The organism is Micromonospora pattaloongensis, from assembly GCF_900107255.1.
GTDB lineage: Bacteria > Actinomycetota > Actinomycetes > Mycobacteriales > Micromonosporaceae > Micromonospora_I > Micromonospora_I pattaloongensis.
The window spans coordinates 745,630-764,118 of record NZ_FNPH01000001.1 but is presented as its reverse complement, the minus strand read 5'-3'; the positions used below and the strand labels follow the sequence as shown (position 1 = coordinate 764,118).

General features: G+C 72.2%; 16 protein-coding genes. 7 read left to right on the top strand and 9 right to left on the bottom strand.

Features of this window, described 5'->3' with window-relative positions:
- Window positions 1–284 precede the first annotated feature (284 nt).
- From hpt to folE, 3 genes are all read left to right on the top strand, one after another.
- Window positions 285–860: a hypoxanthine phosphoribosyltransferase gene (gene hpt, locus BLW47_RS03720; RefSeq protein WP_091551338.1), complete on the top strand. Its 576-nt coding sequence runs from the start codon at window positions 285–287 to the stop codon at window positions 858–860.
- Window positions 861–1,240: 380 nt separating this feature from the next.
- On the top strand, window positions 1,241–3,253 hold the full coding sequence (gene ftsH, locus BLW47_RS03715; RefSeq protein ID WP_091551335.1) for an ATP-dependent zinc metalloprotease FtsH: 2,013 nt from the start codon (window positions 1,241–1,243) through the stop codon (window positions 3,251–3,253).
- 50 nt (window positions 3,254–3,303) lie between these two features.
- The gene (gene folE / locus BLW47_RS03710) at window positions 3,304–3,930 is read left to right on the top strand and encodes a GTP cyclohydrolase I FolE (protein ID WP_245736425.1); all 627 of its coding nucleotides are present in this window, start codon (window positions 3,304–3,306) and stop codon (window positions 3,928–3,930) included.
- A gap of 29 nt (window positions 3,931–3,959) precedes the next feature.
- Here the strand turns inward: folE and BLW47_RS03705 are convergent, their stop codons facing one another.
- Together BLW47_RS03705 and BLW47_RS03700 are read right to left on the bottom strand one after the other, a co-directional pair.
- Entirely contained in the window at window positions 3,960–4,631 is a 672-nt protein-coding gene (locus BLW47_RS03705; RefSeq protein WP_091551332.1) for a hypothetical protein, read from the bottom strand.
- Window positions 4,628–7,195, bottom strand: coding sequence for an FtsK/SpoIIIE domain-containing protein (locus BLW47_RS03700; RefSeq protein ID WP_425435316.1), 2,568 nt, complete (start codon window positions 7,193–7,195; stop codon window positions 4,628–4,630). Before BLW47_RS03700 ends, BLW47_RS03705 begins: the two co-directional genes overlap by 4 nt.
- A gap of 201 nt (window positions 7,196–7,396) precedes the next feature.
- Between BLW47_RS03700 and BLW47_RS03695 the strand changes: the two genes are divergently transcribed.
- A complete protein-coding gene (locus BLW47_RS03695; RefSeq protein ID WP_091551329.1) occupies window positions 7,397–7,942 on the top strand; it encodes a hypothetical protein in 546 nt (181 codons plus the stop codon).
- Between the two features lie 3 nt (window positions 7,943–7,945).
- On the opposite strand, the gene BLW47_RS03690 is transcribed toward BLW47_RS03695, so the two are convergent.
- From BLW47_RS03690 to BLW47_RS03660, 7 genes are read right to left on the bottom strand one after another with little or no spacing between them, the layout of a single operon-like run.
- Window positions 7,946–8,551 carry a hypothetical protein gene (locus tag BLW47_RS03690; RefSeq protein WP_091551327.1) on the bottom strand — a complete coding sequence of 202 codons (606 nt, stop codon included), beginning with the start codon at window positions 8,549–8,551 and terminating at the stop codon, window positions 7,946–7,948.
- A 12-nt stretch (window positions 8,552–8,563) separates the two neighbouring features.
- Entirely contained in the window at window positions 8,564–9,694 is a 1,131-nt protein-coding gene (locus BLW47_RS03685) for a M23 family metallopeptidase (protein ID WP_091552501.1), read from the bottom strand.
- Window positions 9,695–9,705: 11 nt separating this feature from the next.
- On the bottom strand, window positions 9,706–10,254 hold the full coding sequence (locus BLW47_RS03680; RefSeq protein ID WP_091551324.1) for a hypothetical protein: 549 nt from the start codon (window positions 10,252–10,254) through the stop codon (window positions 9,706–9,708).
- A gap of 4 nt (window positions 10,255–10,258) precedes the next feature.
- Window positions 10,259–12,190 carry a hypothetical protein gene (locus BLW47_RS03675; protein WP_091551321.1) on the bottom strand — a complete coding sequence of 644 codons (1,932 nt, stop codon included), beginning with the start codon at window positions 12,188–12,190 and terminating at the stop codon, window positions 10,259–10,261.
- A gap of 1 nt (window position 12,191) precedes the next feature.
- A complete protein-coding gene (locus tag BLW47_RS03670; RefSeq protein WP_091551318.1) occupies window positions 12,192–15,671 on the bottom strand; it encodes an ATP-binding protein in 3,480 nt (1,159 codons plus the stop codon).
- A gap of 43 nt (window positions 15,672–15,714) precedes the next feature.
- A complete protein-coding gene (locus tag BLW47_RS03665; protein WP_091551315.1) occupies window positions 15,715–16,077 on the bottom strand; it encodes a hypothetical protein in 363 nt (120 codons plus the stop codon).
- Between the two features lie 15 nt (window positions 16,078–16,092).
- Window positions 16,093–16,404 carry a hypothetical protein gene (locus BLW47_RS03660; RefSeq protein ID WP_091551311.1) on the bottom strand — a complete coding sequence of 104 codons (312 nt, stop codon included), beginning with the start codon at window positions 16,402–16,404 and terminating at the stop codon, window positions 16,093–16,095.
- Between the two features lie 375 nt (window positions 16,405–16,779).
- Here BLW47_RS03660 and folP point away from each other — a divergent pair, with 375 nt between their 5' ends.
- Genes folP through folK form a run of 3 tightly spaced genes read left to right on the top strand, consistent with a single transcriptional unit; the run spans window position 16,780 to window position 18,481 of the window.
- Complete coding sequence (gene folP / locus BLW47_RS03655; protein WP_425435340.1) at window positions 16,780–17,598, top strand: dihydropteroate synthase; 819 nt, start codon at window positions 16,780–16,782, stop codon at window positions 17,596–17,598.
- Complete coding sequence (folB, locus tag BLW47_RS03650; protein ID WP_091551305.1) at window positions 17,595–17,957, top strand: dihydroneopterin aldolase; 363 nt, start codon at window positions 17,595–17,597, stop codon at window positions 17,955–17,957. Before folP ends, folB begins: the two co-directional genes overlap by 4 nt.
- Complete coding sequence (folK, locus tag BLW47_RS03645) at window positions 17,954–18,481, top strand: 2-amino-4-hydroxy-6-hydroxymethyldihydropteridine diphosphokinase (RefSeq protein ID WP_091551303.1); 528 nt, start codon at window positions 17,954–17,956, stop codon at window positions 18,479–18,481. Before folB ends, folK begins: the two co-directional genes overlap by 4 nt.
- The last annotated feature ends 8 nt before the right edge of the window (window positions 18,482–18,489 follow it).

The following is an 18,489-nucleotide window of genomic DNA, read 5'->3' as shown; positions in this document are numbered from 1 at the left end:
CGAAGACCACAGACCCTCACGAAAGGCTCCGCCGCCATGGAACTCCTCGTACTTCTGCTGTTTCTGCTCGTTCTGGTGGTCGCCGCCGCGGCCGGCCTGACGGTCGACTCCCGCGACTCCGCCGACTGGAAGCCCACCTGCGGCGGCTTCCGCTGACGTCCGTGCGCCACGGGGCCTCGCCCGTCGCCGTCCGGGCCCTGACCCGGTGCTTCGCCGGAGCGGTCCACCCCACGAAGTGGCCGCCCCGGCGACAGCCCGCCAGCGGCGTACGGCAGGCTTAGGTCATGGCTGAGGGCTCCTGGTACGACGCCGACATCGACCACGTGATCATTTCCGAGGCGCAGATCCGCGAGAAGACCGCGGAACTCGCCAAGCAGGTCTCCGCCGACTACGCCCACGTGGACGACGGCCTCCTGCTCGTCTGCGTGCTCAAGGGCGCGGTCATGTTCATGGCCGACTTCGCCCGGGCCCTCGGCCGCAACGGCCCGTGGGCCGAGCTGGAGTTCATGGCCGTCTCCTCGTACGGGCAGGGCACGACCTCCTCTGGCGTGGTGCGCATCCTCAAGGACCTGGACCGGGACATCGCCGGGCGGCACGTGATCGTGGTCGAGGACATCGTCGACTCCGGGCTGACGCTCAACTGGCTGATGAAGTACCTGGAGTCGCGGGCGGCCGCGAGCGTCGAGGTGGTCGCGCTGTTCCGCAAGCCCGACGCCGTCAAGGTGCCGGTCGAGGTGAAGTACGTCGGCTTCGACATCCCGAGCGAGTTCGTCGTCGGGTACGGCCTGGACTTCGGGGAGCGCTACCGTGAGATGCCGTACGTGGGGGTGCTGAAGCCGGAGGTGTACTCGCGGGTGTGACCCGTCCGGGGGGCCGCCCGACCTTCACCGGCGACGTACAGCCGACTTTCAGGAAACCGGGCTACCGTAACCGGTAGTGCGGTAAAGCTTCCCTGATCTTGCTGCTCGTCCCGTTTGTCCAGCTTGCGGGCCGATCGTCGGATCGGCCGATGCCTCGCCGCACGAACCGAGGCGTCGTCAGGGCGAGTGCGCAAAAGGGCTCGCAACCGCACACCTCGCGCCCACGGTGTACCGTCGAATGACCGTGGCGCGGTGTGTCAGCGCCCGGGGTCGCGGTCGGCCGACACGGCGGCTGCGACCGGTGGCCCGACAGCCACAGCCAACCAGACGGTCAGAACGGCGATCAGGAGGGTCCGGGCGCAGCCGCGCTCGACAACAGTATGGAACGTACGCGTTTCTTCCGCCGCCCGGTGGTCTGGATCATCCTGGTGATCATCGGTGCGATTGCGCTCAGTTCGTTCTTCACCAGCGGCCCGAGCTACCACAAGGTCGATACCTCGGTGGCGCTCGACCAGCTGAACCAGGGCGACATCAAAAAGGTGGTCGTCCAGGACAAGGAGCAGACGCTCCGCATCGACCTCAACAACCCGAAGAAGTTCGGCGAGACCGAGGCGACGCGGATCGAGGCTCAGTATCCCTACCAGGTCGGGGACCAGGTCTGGAACAAGGTGCTCGAGGCGAAGGCCGCGGGCAAGATCAGCGGTGACGCCAACACGGAGGTCTCCTCCGACAGCGTGTTCCTCACGCTGCTGGTCAACCTGCTGCCGATCGCGGTTCTCGTCATCCTCCTGCTGCTGTTCATGTCGCAGATGCAGGGTGGCGGCTCTCGCGTGCTCAACTTCGGCAAGTCCAAGGCGAAGGTCATCACCAAGGACACCCCGAAGACCACGTTCGCCGACGTGGCCGGCTCGGAAGAGGCGGTCGAGGAGCTGCAGGAGATCAAGGACTTCCTGCAGAACCCGGCGAAGTACCAGGCGCTCGGCGCCAAGATCCCCAAGGGCGTGCTGCTCTTCGGCCCGCCCGGAACGGGTAAGACGCTGCTGGCCCGCGCCGTCGCCGGCGAGGCCGGGGTGCCGTTCTACTCCATCTCCGGTTCCGACTTCGTGGAGATGTTCGTCGGCGTCGGCGCGAGCCGGGTCCGTGACCTGTTCGAGCAGGCCAAGTCGAACGCGCCGGCGATCGTCTTCGTCGACGAGATCGACGCGGTCGGCCGCCACCGCGGCGCCGGCATGGGCGGCGGTCACGACGAGCGCGAGCAGACGCTCAACCAGCTGCTCGTCGAGATGGACGGCTTCGACACCAAGGGCGGCGTGATCCTGATCGCCGCCACCAACCGGCCCGACATCCTCGACCCGGCGCTGCTGCGTCCGGGCCGCTTCGACCGCCAGATCGCGGTCGACACCCCCGACATGGAGGGCCGCAAGGCCATCCTGCGGGTGCACGCCAAGGGCAAGCCGTTCGCCCCGGACGTCGACCTCGACTCCGTGGCCCGGCGGACCCCCGGCTTCACCGGTGCCGACCTGGCCAACGTGATCAACGAGTCGGCGCTGCTCACCGCCCGGCACGACAAGCGGGCGATCTCCAACGACTACCTGGAAGAGTCGATCGACCGGGTTATCGCGGGTCCGCAGCGGCGTACCCGGGTGATGAGCGACCACGAGAAGAAGATCACGGCCTACCACGAGGGCGGCCACGCGCTGGTCGCCTGGGCGCTGCCGCACTCCGCTCCGGTGCACAAGGTGACGATCCTGTCCCGCGGCCGGTCCCTGGGTCACACCCTGGTGCTGCCGACCGAGGACAAGTACACCCAGACCCGGGCGGAGATGATCGACACCCTGGCGTACGCGCTGGGTGGTCGGGCGGCCGAGGAGCTCGTGTTCCACGAGCCGACCACGGGTGCCGGCAACGACATCGAGAAGGCCAGCGCGCTGGCCCGCGCGATGATCACGCAGTACGGCATGAGCTCCAAGCTCGGTGCGGTCAAGTACGGCACGAGCGGCGACGAGCCGTTCCTGGGCCGGACGATGGGCCACGAGCGCGACTACTCGGACGCGGTCGCGGCCGAGATCGACGCCGAGGTGCGGGCCCTGATCGAGCTCGCCCACGACGAGGCGTGGGAGATCCTGGTCGAGTACCGGGACGTGCTCGACAGCATCGTCCTGGAGCTGATGGAGAAGGAGACCATCTCCCAGGCCGACATGGCACGGATCTGCGCGCGGGTGGTGAAGCGCCCGCCGATGGCGCCGTACAACGGCTTCGGCAAGCGCCAGCCCTCGACCGAGCCGCCGGTGCTCACGCCGGCCGAGAAGGAGAGCCTCACGGTGCAGGCCGCGGCCGACGGTGCCGAGGCCACCGTCGGGGGCAGCTCGACCAACTCGGACGGCCCGCGCTGAACGGGGAACTCGAGTCCAGCGCGTCGTCCACCGAACCCGGTGACGACGCGCTGGACTACCTCGCCGCCCGGCTGATCGACGGCAAACTGACCGGCACCCCGGTCGAGAACGCCGTCGACCTGGGCCGGATCGAGAACGCCGTACGGGAGATCCTGATCGCCGTCGGCGAAGACCCCGACCGGGACGGGCTCCGCAAGACGCCGGCCCGGGTCGCCCGGGCGTACGCCGAGCTCTTCGCCGGGCTGCGGGTCGACCCCGCCCAGGTGCTCACCACGACCTTCGAGGCCAACCACGAGGAGTTGGTGCTCGTCCGGGACATCGAGGTGATGTCCCTCTGCGAGCACCACCTCCTGCCGTTCCGGGGCGTCGCGCACATCGGCTACATCCCCGGCACCCACGGCCGGATCACCGGCCTCTCCAAGCTCGCGAGGCTCGTCGAGGTCTACGCCCGGCGACCGCAGGTGCAGGAGCGGCTCACCTCGCAGATCGCCGACCTGCTCATGGAGCGGCTCGACCCCCGCGGCGTGATCGCCGTGCTGGAGTGCGAGCACATGTGCATGGCGATGCGCGGCATCCAGAAGGCCGGGTCGAAGACGATTACGTCCGCGGTGCGTGGCCTCTTCCAGCGCGACGCGAAGTCGCGCGCCGAAGCGATGACGCTGATCATCCACTCCTGACCACGGCCCGCGGTTGCAGGCCGTCCGCGCTACGTCGTGCGGGAGGCCAACGCGGCCGCCGTGACCAGCAGTGGCGCGGCACAGACGGCCGCGCCGAGCAACGCGGTCCGGTCCACCCGCCCGGCGGGGGCGGATCGGAACACCAACCCGACGGTGAGCCAACCCAACGCGAACGCGGCCACCGGCATCGCCAGCCCGCACAGCAGCGCGCCGGCCTGCGCCCGACCGCCCGCGGCGATCACGAGCCCGAGCTGGACGACGAGCACGACCAGCGCGAACGGGCCGTACACCAGCAGGTTGCGCCGCCACGGCGGAACCTCCCGCGGCGGCAGCGGCGCGGTGCCGATCAGCACCGCGTCCGCGGCGTCGGCGGTGATCCGCGCCTGCCGCAGCGCCGCGAGCACCGCCGGCGGGCCGGCCGTCATGGTCTGCGCGGCGGCGGCGATCTCCGAGGGCGTCGGCGTCAGCATCGGCTCCGGTACGCCCGCCTCGCGTAGCCGGGACCGCTGCGGCGCCAGCCGTGCGTCGACCCGGACCAGCTCTTCCCGAGCCCCCTGTGCCGGCTCGCCCGGGACGTCCGCCGCGCCCTGCTGCGCCGCCGTGTCCTGCTGCGCCGCCGCGCTCTGCTGCGCCGCTCCGAGCTGCTGCGCCGCCTCCAGGTAGTCGCGCCAGGCCGCGTCGAGCTCCTGCCCCGCGGTCACGACGCCCGCTCCGGACGGACGAACGGGACGATCACCGTGGTGCGGTCGGCGTGCCGGTCGTGCAGCAGGGCGCGGTTCGGTCGCGGCGTCCAGTCGACCGCCGCTCCGAGCAGCAGCGACACGTCCGCGCCGGGCACGTTGAGGAACACCATCCCCGCGACCTCCTCGCGGGCGTCGCCGTCGAGCTCCTCGGCGAACCGCCGCACCCCCCGCCACCACGAGAGCAGGTGCAATCCCCGCCCCGGACCGTCCCGCAACAGGCTGCGCAGCGTGTCCGGCGGCAGCCGTCCCGGACCGGCCGCGTCCATCCCGAAGACCACGAGGTAGCCCGGCTCGGTGCCGCCGAGTGCCGCGAGCAGGCCGCCCACGTCGACGGTCTCCACCTCCTGCCGCTGCGTCAACTCCGCGGCCAGCGCCGCCGCCGGCTCGTCGCCGGCGGCCACCAGCGAGGCGATCACGAACCGGGTCGTCCGCGGCGCATGGTGGGCCGCGACGCTGCGCGCCGCCGCCTCCAGGACGTCGGCGCCGATCGGACTCGGGCCGAGGATCGCGAGGTGCCGCCCGGGTGAGGTGTCGAGCGGGAACGTGGCGGTGGAGAGCGGCACGTCGATCGTCCGCCCGATCAGCGCGGCCGGCCGGGTGCTGCGCCCGGCCAGCGCGGCCCGGTACGTCGGGTCGTCGTTGAGGAACTGCTGGGCGTACCCCGCGAAGACGCGCGGTGGCGAGGCCTCGGGTGACCGGGCCGACCACACCCGGTGTCGCAGCGCGGTCAGCGCGGCGCGGTCGGCGTCCGGGTCGGGGAAACGCACGGTCCGTTCGTGGCCGCGGGTCGCCCCGCGCGGACCGCCGAGACCGCCCGCGGTGTTGACCACCGCCGTGCCGACCGGTAGCCCCGCCGCCGCATCGTTGGCCGGTTCGAGCACATCCCCGCCACCGGGCAGCGCGACCCGGACGGGGATGTGCCCGAACATCGATTCACGCCCGCCGTGCAGCGCCGGCACGTCGCGCAGCCGCCGGCTGGCGAGCAGCAGATGGATGCCGTACGAGCGTCCCCTGCGCGCCAGCGACTCCAGCAACGAGACCGCCTCGTCGGCGAGCGCGTCGCGGCCGTCGAGCAACGCCGGGAACTCGTCGATCACGCACAGCATGCGGGGCAGCCGGTGCTCCTCGCGGAGCTCGGCGAAGCGGCTCACCCCCGCCTTCTTGCACGTCACCGACCGGCGGGTCAGCTCGGCGTCGAGCTCGCGCAGCACGGCGACACCGTACTCCCGGTCGCATTCGACGCCGACCGCCAGTGCCTGCGGCAGCCAGCTGCGGTCCCGGTCGCTCGGCACGAACTCCGCGAACGCTCCGCCCCCACTGAAGTCGAGGAGATAGACCGTCAGCTCTGCCGGCGCATATCGGGCCGACAGTCCGTACAGGACGTTGATGAGGAAGGCGCTGACCCCGGCTCCGGAGCGGCCGCCGACCATCCAGTGTGGCGTCAGATCGTTGAACTGAAGCGTCACGCTGGTGTCCGAGTCGTGGCCGACGGGGGTGGACAATCCGTCCGCGGACTCCTCCGACCACAGCTCGTCCGCCTCGGCCGGCAGCAGATCCGTCAACCGCAGCCGCGGCTCGGCCGAAAGGGCCGCGCGCAGCCCATCGCACACCCGCCGCACGAGCTCTCCCGGCGGGTCCGCGTCGAGCAGGACCGGGGCGTTGAGCCCGGTCGCGGTGGGCTCCGGGGCCGGCGCGCTGAAGAAGCCGCCGGGCGGATCTCCGACCAGCGCGTACGACTCGCGCACCGCGACCGTGGTGCTGCGCGGCAGTGGCGGACGCGGCGACCCGTCCGCCGGCCGGGGCGGCCAGCCGGCCACGGCGAGGTGGAGCCCGCGCTCCGGGCCCTGCTGCGCGAGTGCCTCGATCCGGGCGAGGTCGGCGCCGTCGGTCTGCGCCGGCAGCGACGCGATCACCAACAGCAGCGTCCGGGAATGGTCGTCCCGCCGCGCGTTCGCGACCCGCCCCGTCCACTGTTCGGCCTCGGCGAGCACAGCACGCAGGCCGCCGACGTCGGTGACCGGGGGCGGTAGCACGCCGGCGTCCGCCAGCGGCGCGAACGGCGCGAAGACGACACCCGAGCCGGCGCCATCGACCGCCCGTACCAGCAGGGACCCCACCGGTGCGGCCGCGAGCAACCGCAGCAGCAGCGCGCGGAGCAGCCCCGCCACCCGGGAGTCGCCGGCATCGGCGTCCAGGGCCAGGTGCCCGACCCCGAGCAGCGGCACCAGCGCCGGAAAGCGCGCGTCGTCGAGCGGCTGCGCGGTGCCGATCCGAACGAACCGTGCCGGGAACGACGCGCCCAGCGGTGTCTCGGGCGGCGCCGCGTCGAGCTGCGCACCGAGCCAGCCCGGCGTGAGGGTGGCGGCGGCAGCCCGCAGCCGCCCGGCCAGGTCACGCTGCCGGGGGAGGCCGGCAGCCGGCGGGCCGGCCCGGTCGAGCACCGGGCGGGCGGCGGCGATGACGGCCGCGGCCTGACGGTGCAGCGCGGCAGCGTGGCTCCTGCGCGTCGTCAAGCTGGCCACACTGTCCGCCTTCCCCTCGGCCGGCGCCCCTGCGACAGAGACGGTATCCCAGCGCGCCGACTTCGTCGGGGACGCGCAGCGGTTGTCCGCCCAGCGCGTATAGCAGCATCTGAGCTGCCGTTACTGATAGTCATCAAATAATCACCCATTGAAGTCTGGCGGGGTGTTGGCCGCGCCCCGACCGGCCGATAGGCTCGATTTGTGGACATGGCGCAGCCCCCCATGCGCTCCGAGCACACCCCCGGACCGCCGCCCGCGATACCGATGCCGGTCGGTGCTCCGATGCCGCCCGGCCGGCGGTTGCGCCTCACGCTGGCGATCGTGGGCGGCATGGTCCTGCTGCTCTGCATGGGCGGGGTCGGGATCTCCTACGCCCTGTACGACAACGCCACCGCCCCGGACCGCAGCGCCCCGGACGTCGTCGTCGACAACTACCTCCGCGCTCTGCTCGTCGAGCGCAACGACACGAACGCTGCACTGTACGCGTGTGATGAGCCGGCGCTGGAAGACATAAAAGCGTTCCGCGAAGACGTGATACGCCAAGAGGCGCGCCTGAACACGTCGATCACTTTTTCGTGGGGCCAGCTGACCGTCCAGAGCGGGACCGGCGGTGAGGCTGAGGTGACTACGACGGTTCGCCGCTCGGGCACGATCGATGGCGCGGGCCAGAGCGTTGTGGACGTCTGGACCTTCAGGGCGGTTGATCAGAACGGCTGGCGGGTCTGCGGCGCGCAGCGCAGGGAATGACTTTTACTCCACCCATAGCTCGTGCACGGGGATCTCGAGCGTTTTGGGCGGCTGGCCGGACCAGGCCCACCGGTACCAATCGAGTTCGGCGGCGACCCGGACGCAGATGTCGCCGTCGGCGCTGGTGTGTACCTCCGTGACGGCCCGCAGGTCGCGCCGCTCCGCCCCCTCCACCACCTGCACGACGCGCCGCCCCGTCACCGAATCGGCGTCCACGACGGGCACCGGAACCCGCAGCGGTGGGGCGTCGAGGGACACCAGCCGGGACACCACGTCGCCGCGGTGCGGCGGTGTGGGGTTCGCCGAGCCCAGTTGTTCCACCCAGATCCGCTCCGCCGGCACCAGCGGCGCGAACACCTCGATCTGCTCGGCCTCCGCCCGGTACCACTCGTGTTCGGGAATGACGGGGACGTAGCTGCGGCTGCCCTGCACCACCTTCTCGTCGGCCCGCAGATCGGCGCGCCAACCGTGCCCCGGAAGCCCGGCGATGACCCGGCGACCGCGCAGCTCAGCGGCGCTGCCGGCCGGCGCGGGCGCGACCGGGCGCGGCGGCCGGGGGGCCCACTGCGGCTGCCCGGCGAACGGATCCGGCAACGGCTCGCGGCTCATCGGTCTTCCTGTTCAGGTTGCTTTTCCGAACGCCGCACCCCGCTGCCGCATGAACGGCACGGGGTCGACCGCGCCGGCGGCGCTGCGGTCACCGCGGCGGTGCACCTCGAAATGCAGGTGCGGCCCGGAGGAGTTACCACTCGATCCGACCTTACCGATCTGCTGGCCGGCCGCCACCCTGTCGCCCTCGTTGACCAGCGGCTTCTCGACCATGTGGCAGTATCGCGTCACCACGTTTCCCGCGTGCAGGATGTCGACGAACCAGCCGCACCCCTGCTTCGCGGGCGAACCATCGACGTTACAGCTCAGCCTGCCGTACTGGTCGGGATCGCACTGCGACACGAGCACCCGGCCGGCGGCGGCCGCCCGGATCACCGTCCCCTTCGGCGCGGCGATGTCCACGCCGTGGTGGTCGGGGCGACCGCCGGTGCGGAATCCCGAGCCGACAGAGCCGGGGACCGGGTGGGTCCAACCCGAGGCGGCGACCTCACCGGCGCCGGCGCACCGCAGCTCCTCTCCGGCGCGCACGGAGCGGGCCGCGCCGCTCGCCAGCAGGTTGACGATCTCCGTGGCGACCGGCTCGTGCTTCGCGTAGGCGTCCGGGTAAGCGCTGACCTGCACACGCTGAGCGGCCTCGGTCAGCGGCATTGTCTGCCACCCCTTCACCGTGAGCAGCTTCTGGTAGAACTTGCGCGCGGAGTACGCCGGGTCCCGCAGCTGAGCCGGCCGACCCCACCCCTGGCTCGGCCGTTGCTGGAACAGCCCCACCGAATCGTGGTCGTTCTCGGTGCCGAGGTGCGGCAGGTTGTTCAACGTGGATTCCTGCATCGCCGTCGCGACCGCGATGACCCACCCCCGCGGCGGCACCTTCAGGTCCGCCCCGACCCGGATGATGACCGCGGCGTTGCGCAACTGGGAACTGCTGTAGGACGCGACGGACGGCATGGGCCCGTTGACATCGACCGGTCCGCCCTCGCCGCAGTCGGACGCGCTGAGCGCGAAGATCTCCCCCTGGTCGGCGGCGTCGAAGAACATGCCGGCGGCACCCCCGGTGCAGCAGAGCAGGGCGAATGCGGCCGTGAGCGCCACCGCGAGTGCCAGCCGGCGGGCCGGCCGGGGTCGACGCCCAGCCTCACCCGGCATCCCGTCCACGGTCATCCGCGCTCCCAGTCCACGCCGTCCACCAGCCACCGCCCGTCGGGCCCGATCAGACGGAGCCGCAGCGTTCCCGAGTCGAGGTCGATCGCCACCTCCACCAGGCCGGCGGCGAGTGGCGTCAGGGCGGGCTCCCCGCTCACCTCGTCCGCCGGGACCGATACCGGATCCACCTCCGCGAGCTTGCCGGCCAGTTCCGCCGTCGACAGCGGTCGCAGCCGGTCGCGCCACCGCGCCGCGGGGACGTCGCGGTGGTCGACCCAGGCCGCCGCGAACGATCGCGCCACGGTCTCGGGCGGCGGCGTGCCCGGTCGGGCCGTCGGTGACGGCGGTGGTGGCACCGAGACCAGGCCGTCGTCCCCGGTGGTCGGGGTGACCGTCACCAGGGGGTCGTTCGGCGTCCCGGTCAACAGACCGGACGACTCGTTCGGGCCGGCGAGAACGCGGGCCAGCCCGACCACCCCGAGCACGATCACCGCGAGGGCGAGCGCGATCCCGACCCGGGATCGGAGGATCCCTTTGACGAGAAACCCGACGGCGCCGCGCATCGCGTCACCTGGCCTCGGTGCGGATCCGGGGCGGCGGGCTGACGCTGGTCTCGCCGGTGTCGGGGCGGTAGATGGCGTACGACGGCGAATCGGCCGGCACGTCCGGCTCGGTCCACTGGGGCACCCGCCGCGACCGGGAAGCGCCGGTGCGCACCGGCGCCGACGGGCGGTCCGCCGGTGTCGGCGCTTCGTCGGCGCGTTCCCGTCCGTCCGGGCGGGTGGCGGCCGTGTGCGCCGGATCCTCCAGCCGCGCCTCCGGCCGCAGGTTCGTCTGCTCGACCACGACCTGTCGCCGCCTGCCGACCTGCGGTTCCGAGGGGCCGCCCGGCTCCGCCACGTTGAGCTTCGCCGCCTCGCGCATGTCCCGGAAGAACCGTCGGTGCCACGACCCGGCGGAGCTGACCGCGGCGGTGCTGTCCTTGCCGCCGAGCTGGGTGATCCGGCGGTAGGGGCGGAGCAGCAGCCACCCGACGACCCCACAGAGCCAGACGAGCACCACCTGCAGCCACCCGGGCAGCGTCGGGGTGTTCATCACCAGATCGACGGCGAAGAGGTAGATGGCGGCGCCGGTGCCGAAGATGGCGATGTTGAACAGCGCCGCCACCACCGCGTTGGCCAGCCGCCGGATGCCGGCGCTCGCGGGACGCATCAGGCCGATCGTCCCGAGGATCGGCGCGGCGATGACCGCCCAGCGGAAGATGAGGAAGCCCAGCAGGACCAGCAGCGACGCGGTGAGGTCGAACATCGCGAAGAGCACCGCGGCCAGCACCGCGATGAAGCCGGCACCGATCCGCTCCATGTCGCGCGTGCCCTGGAGGTACTCGTACGCCTCCGGATCCTCTTCCTTGATCTGGGCCGCGACCGTCCCCCACTGCCCCTGCTTGGCCTTGATCGTCGCCTCCCGCGTGCCCGGATTCTGGCGCAGCTTCTGCGCCTCGTCCCAGGAGAGCGACTTGGCGTCGTAGAGCGCTCGGCCATACTTCTTCGCGGTCTCGCTGTCGGCCGAACCCAGCACACCGCGCAACCAGTTGCGGTACAGCATGCTCTCGGTCGCGGTGTCACTCGCCCGCACGGCTGGAGGGCGCAGATCTTTGCACCTGTTCGGGTCGGGGTCGATACACCGTCCCGGCGCAGGCTGAACCGGCCGCGGTCCCACCGCGTCGTGGACGACGCCGAGCGTGCTCACCAGCGCCCCGTCCGCGATGTTCGCCGACTTCACCGGCCAGGCGGCCAGCGCGGTGACCGCGACCATCACCAGGAGCGCCCAGCCGGCGGTCGTCATCGCGTTGCTCATGTCGGACTGGCGTGAGCGCCAGATCAGATAGAGCCCCACCACGCCGAGCGTGACGATGCCGAAGACGCTGAAGACCTTCTGGTACACGGCCTTCGTCGCCTGCTCGACCAGCGGGTCGGCCCAACCCCACATCGACTGCGGCATCCAGGCGCGCTCCCGCACGGCGTTGGACGCGCCGATCACCGCGGTGGCGATCATGAATTCGCCGTTCGCCACCGTCGTCGTGAACTTGTATTCGGGACTGGTGAGGGTGGAGGCGCAGCCGTCCTCCAGGTCATAGGTCGAGTAGCTGTATCCGGCGTATCCGTAGATGCTGTAGTAGCCAGCTCCAGCACCCCTCGGATCGGTCGTTGGCCGGCTCGCGAACCAGCCTGCCAAACCCGAATCGGGGGTGCTCGGGGTGGGAGCGTCCTTGCACTTCGCCTCGTCGGCCGCGACCTGCTTCAGTTTCGCCACGCAGGCGCGGAAGTCCGTCTGCCACTGCTCGGTGGAGCACAGGTCGCCGGGCGCCTGCGTCGGCACCGGCGCGGCCGACGCCGGCCCGGCCAGCGCCGGCCAGCCGACGGTCGCCAGCGCGGCCACGAGAACGGCGAGAATCAGGGCGGCCATTCGGGGGGCGACGGCCCGCGGCGCTCTCGCCATGTCACGACTCCAGGTCCGGAAGGTTGACGGGGAGGTTCGAGGCGGTCGGCGCGGCGACGGTCGGGGTGGTGTCGAGGTGTTCGAGCAGCCCTTCCACGTACGACACGTCGACGCGCACCTTCTGGACCCGCCCGTCGACGTCGCGCATCACGAACTCCCGGAATCCCAGCCGGGACGCGGACGACGCGTCCACGCTGGACAGTGACGCCAGCGTCGCCTCGTAGCCGTCGTTGACGGGCACGCGCAACAGTCGCAGCGCCTCCGAGGCGATCTCCTCGTCCTCGGCGATGCGTCCCACGAACACCGTGGAGACGAGGTTCTGCACGTCGAGTCCGAGAATGTCGCGTGGGTTCTGGGACGCGACCAGGGCGGCGAGGTTCCACTTCCGGGAGTCGCGGGCGAGCCGGACGAGGAACGAGCGCCCGGAGCGCCAGCCCTCCATGAAGTGCGCCTCGTCGAGGGCGACCAGCTTGCGCGAGGACATCGACCCGCCGTAGCAGCGGCGCACGGCGAGCCGGTGCGCGGTGTGCAGCATGGGCAGCGCGAGCGCTTCCTCGGCGGACCAGTACTCCCGTTCGATCTTCAGGTCCGGCAGCCGCAGCCCGGCCATGGTGATGACGGTGAGCGCCGCGTCCGCGCCGAGCAGCCCTTCCGGCTGGCGGCCGAAGAAGAGCAGCGCGAGCGGCATCTCGGCGGTGTCGAGGAGCAGGTTCGCCAGTTCCCGCCCCTCGTCGTCGTCCAACCCGGACAGGCAGGCCACCACGTCGTCCAGGGTGGACGTCTCCTCGGCGGGTACCTGCCGGACGGCGTGCCGCAGCAGCGTCGCGGTCGCGGACTCCCGGGCGACCTGGGGCGGCAGGAGCATCATGCAGATGTCCTGGACGAGCATCCGTCGCTCGGCGCGGGCGTTGGAGACGGCGATCTGGAACTCCCGGTCGCCGGCCGCGCCCGCCGGGAACTCGGTGCGCACGGGCGTCGGGATCAGCGAGTACGGCGCCAGCGTCCCCTGCTCGGAGCCGGTCAGGTTGAGCACCCGCGAGTACGGCCGCAGCTCCGGCATCGCGCAGAGCCGGGCGAGCGGGCCGGAGGGATCCAGCAGGGTGACCTGGACGCCGCGTCGGGCGGCCAGGTAGCCGAGCGCGCCGAGCAGCGTGGACTTTCCACCGCCGGGCTCGGCGACGAAGACGGCCAGCCCGGAGCGCTCGCGGACCTCCATCGGGAAGTGCAGGTCGAGGAAGACGGGACGCCGGCAGGTGCCGGCGGTCCGCCCGATCAGGTCACCGCGGCGGTCGCCGACCGTCGAGGCCGCCTGCGGAAGCGCGGCGGCGAGCAGCTTGACCGGCATCCGACGGATGTAGCCGGTGTTGGCGATGGGCTCGCCGGGGATGAACTCGCGGGCCAGCCAGTCCTGGTTCTTGGGGTGTTGCAGCGAGATGCGCAGCTCGCGGGAGTAGAGCTGGATGAGCCGTCGCGCCCGTTCGAGGCACTCCTCCCGGGTGCGTCCGCCGACCGCGATGCGGTGCCACCCGTGTGCCCGGGCGGATTCGACCGGCAGTCCGGTGGTCATCTCGTCGCCGATGACCAGCGCCCGCTTGGCCAGCCGCTCGAGCTCGGGTGGGGCGTCGATGCCGTGTTCGGCGTAGTCGAGCTGCTGGGAGCGGATCATCCGCAGTCGGTGCTCGAGGTTGCGGAAGGAGTCGCCCGGGCCGAGCAGGTCGATCCGTGAGGAGAGTTCCATGGGCCAGGGGAGCCGCTCGTGGAAGTGCAGCCACGGCTCGTGCCGTTCGGGGATCTCGAGCGGTTCCATCCGGCCGACCGCGAGCACGGCGACGTGCCGTTCCTCGCCGGTCATCCGGTTGACCAGCTTCACCGTCGACCCGTACGGGGTCCGGTAGCGCTCGATCTGCTCGGTCAGGGCCAGCAGGTCGCCCTGGTCCCACTGTCCGTCGGTGACGGGGGAGAGCGCGCCGGGCGGCGACATGCACAGCGCGACGGAGCGGTAGAGCAGCCACTCCAGCTCCTGCGCCGTGACCCGGCGCCCGCGCATGCCGAACGCCCCGAGCACCTCGTCGAACTGCTCCACCGTCCGGCCCAGCTTGCGCCGCTCGCTGTCGGCGACGCCGCGGCCGAACGCGCGCAGCACGCGCTCGGTGAGCGTGTCGCCGAGCGACCGGCGTGCGAACGTCACGCCGAGGTAGGTCTGTCCCTCGGCGTGGTTGACGGAGAGCAGGTGCCGTTGGGCGGCGACGAGATGGTCGGACCAGGAGGTCGCGCCGGGCACCGGGGGGAGCGGCCGGGCGGTGTGGGCGTCGATGGTGCGCGCCCACTCGTCGGCCGGGAACGGGCGGGTGGTGCGGCGCAGGTGCACCCGGAATCCGGCGAGGCCGGCGTACTGCTCGGAGATGGCGGCGAGCAGCGCCTCCCGCTCGGCGTCGGGGCGGAACGCCCAGCGGACCTCGGGTAGCCAGTACCACGCGGTCACCGTGTTGGGGGTGAAGGTGAGGTGTCCCGCGATCTCGGTGATCGCGAGCTCGATCGAGGGGTCGCGGTCGCCGAACCGGACCTTCGGCGCGCGCACCTGGATCGGCTTGGGGGCTCGGGCCGGGCGTTGCTGCCGGGGACGCTCGGCCGGCCGGGTCGCGATCTCGTCGGGTTCGCGCACGGCGGGGAGATTGGGTGGCTCGGTCCGTCGCGCCGGCCGCCGGGGCAGCGCGGTGCGGTCGGGTCGTGCCGTGGAGGCCGGCTGCGTCCCCGGCGCGGTCTCCGGATCGGGTACGGCGGGCAGCGGCGCGAGGTCGGCGGGTCGTTCCGGTTCGGGGGGTCGGACGTCCTCATCGGGTCGCCGCCCGGCCGTCTCCCGGTCACCGGCCCGCCGTGCCGGGGCGAGCGCGGGCGCCGCGCTCTCGGACTGCCGCGCTGGGGCGGGCGCGGGCGCGACCGTCTCCGACTGCCGTGGCCGTGCGTCCCCCGCCGGCGGGCGGGAGACCTGGGACGGCAGCGCGGGGCGGGCGTCGGACCGGAGCGCGGGGCGGGCGTCGGACGGCAGCGCGGGCGGGGCGTCGGGCTCCCAGGCCGGTAGCCCGGTCGGCGTCTGCGTTTCGTCCGGGAGCCGACCGTTGCCGGGGCCCGCCGGGTTGGCGGGGACGGAGGCCGGGGTGGGCCGGACGCCGGGGGTGGAGCGCGCCGGTGCCGCGGCGAAGAGGTCGAGGAAGGGGGAGTCGATGTCGGGATGCTCCCGGGGCGGTTCGCCCGGGGCCGGGACGGCGGCTGGCGGCTCGCTCCGGGTGGCGGCGGGGAGTGGGCCCGGCCGGCGGGGCGGCTGTGGCGCCTGGAAGACGGCGACCGCCCCGTGCCCCGGGCTGGTCACCAGCTGGTCTTCCAGCTCTGCTTCGTCGTAGTCGGGTGACCGCAGACCGTTACCGCGGGTGTCGTGGGGCGAGCCGGCCGGGCGGGGGGAGCCCGGCGGAGGGGATCCGGTCATGCCATCGCCCCGCCGGAGACGGAGATCCGCCGACTACGTTGCGTCATACCAGTTCCTCCCGGACCCGGATGCGGGTGGCGACAAGCCGCGGATCCCGTTGCTCCGCGGCGGGCTCGCGGGTGCGACGCCAGTCGGTGAGGGCCGTGCGGATGACCATGCGCGCCGGGAGATCCGGGTCGACGTACCGGAAGATGAACGACGTCGTGACGATGGCCAGCGCGATCTCCCAGGCCGGGAAGAGTTCGACGGTGAACGTGAACAGCCAGTGGATGAACATGAAGAGCGGCACGAGGAGCATGAACATGCCGTACTGCGCGTACGGCAGGTGCACGGGAAGCGTGTAGCCGGGCGGCCCGAGGTAGACCAGGCGGGCCCGGTAGATGTCGTCATCGGTGCGCAGCCGCATCTCCTGCTCCGCGCCCTATTTGAACATCAAGTTGATCAGGTAGTCGCCGACGAAGAAGAGCGTGGCGGCGCCGGCGATGAAGGCCAGTCCGACGATCGCGATCGCGGAGCTGGTCAGGACCTTCGAGATCTCGCCCCGGCTGGCCCGCCCGATGAAGATGACGCCGAGGACCGCGAGCAGGATCGGCGCGATCTTGCTGGCGAGGAACGAGACGACGCCCTCGGTGTTGAAGCCGGTGGGGGCCGGAGCTGCCAGGACGATATCGAGCGCGTTCGCGGTCTGCGTGGCGCTGGTCCACGCTCCCTCGACGAGCGCTATGGCGATCATTGGAAACCTCCCCGGTGCGCGGCCGGCGGAGCCGCGACACTGCAGTTGTCAAGCTGCGCGGTACGCCGAGTCGGACACGATGCCCGATGACTCTGCGCTTCGCATTCACCGCAACGGGTGATGCTTTCTGGGCGTCATGTCCTGGTTTGGCCCATCTCCTCAAGCTTCGACGTCTGAATGATTCGCAATTGCAAAGCGTACGGGGAGGCCCTGTCCGGAACAAGCTGGGAGGAACGTCACTCGGCGTCCCGCCCCGGATCCGTCTGTCGGCTTCATCGTACATCTGTTCTAATCCGTGCTGCCATCCTGGGCGTCCGTGCCGGTGGGTACGGTCTAGCCGTGAGTGATCTGCTGCGGCCGGCCCACCCCGTGGTGATGGGCGTCCTCAACGTCACGCCCGACTCCTTCTCGGACGGTGGGCGCTACGCGGGCGTCGACGCCGCGATCGCGCACGGGATCGAGCTGCACCGCCAGGGCGCCGACCTGGTGGACGTCGGGGGCGAGTCGACGCGGCCCGGCGCGGGCCGGGTGGACGCGGAGACGGAAATCCGCCGGGTCCTGCCGGTCATCCGCGAGCTCGCCGCGGCCGGCGTACCGATGAGCATCGACACCACCCGGGCGAGCGTCGCCGCCGCCGCGCTCGCGGCGGGCGTGACCGTCGTCAACGACGTCTCGGGCGGCCTCGCCGACCGCGACATGGCCAGGGTGGTGGCGGAGGCGGGCTGCCCGTGGGTGCTGATGCACTGGCGTGGGCACTCCGCGCGGATGCAGGACCTGGCCAGCTATACCGACGTGGTCGCGGAGGTCGCCGCGGAGCTGCGGCAGCGCGTCGACGAGGCGCTGGCGGCGGGAGTCCCCGCCGACCGCATCGTGGTGGACCCCGGCCTCGGGTTCGCCAAGCGCGCCGAACACAACTGGCAGCTCACCGCGCGCCTGGCGGAGCTGCTCGCGCTCGGCTACCCGCTGCTCTTCGCCGCCAGCCGCAAGTCCTATCTCGGATCGCTGCTGGCCGCTCCGGACGGCACCCCCCGGCCGCCGGTCGAGCGGGACGCCGCCACGAGCGCGACCAGCGTCCTGGCGGTGGCCGCCGGCGCCTGGGGCGTCCGGGTGCACGATGTCCGGGGCACGGTCGACGCGCTCGCGGTCTGGGCGGCGAGCGGTCGGCCGCGGCTGGCCCTGGAGGAGGCGGCGTGACGGATCGGATCGAGCTCCGGGGCCTGCGCGCGCACGGCCGACACGGGGTCTACGACTTCGAACGCGCGCAGGGCCAGGACTTCCTGGTCGACGTGGCGCTCGAGCTGGACCTCGGGCCGGCGGCGCGCTCGGACGACGTGGCGGACACCGTGCACTACGGCGAGCTGGCGGAGCGGCTGGTCGCGATCGTGACCGGCGAGCCCGTCAACCTGATCGAGACGCTGGCCGAGCGTCTCGCGGAGGCATGCCTCACCGACCCGCGGGTCGACGGGGTCACCGTGACGGTCCACAAGCCGCAGGCGCCGATTCCGCACGAGTTCGCCGACGTCGCCGTCACCGTCACCCGGCGGCGGCCATGACCAGGGCGGTGCTGTCGGTGGGCAGCAACCTCGGCGACCGGATCGGCCATCTCCGGTCGGCCGTGCGCGCCCTCGACGGCGCGCTGGTGGCCGCGTCCGAGGTGTACGAGACGCCCCCGTGGGGCGACCCGGACCAGCCGCCGTACCTGAACGCGGTGCTGCTGGTCCGTGATCCGGCCGCGTCGGCGAGGGACTGGCTCGGCCGGGCGCGCGCGATCGAGGAGGCCGCGGGCCGGGTTCGCGATCCGGAGCGGCGGTTCGGCCCGCGCAGTCTGGACGTCGACGTGATCGGGGTCTGGGCGGACGACGGGGCACCGGTCCGCAGCGACGCGCCCGAGTTGACGCTGCCGCACCCGCGGGCGCACCTGCGGGCGTTCGTGCTGCGGCCCTGGCTCGACGTCGAGCCCGACGCCGCGCTGCCGGGGCACGGTCCGGTCACGGCGCTGCTGGCCGCCGAGCCCCTCGCGACCGAGCTTGTCGCGCTGCGTCCGCGTGGCGATCTGCCGCTAGAGTCGACGTGGTGAGCGTGCGA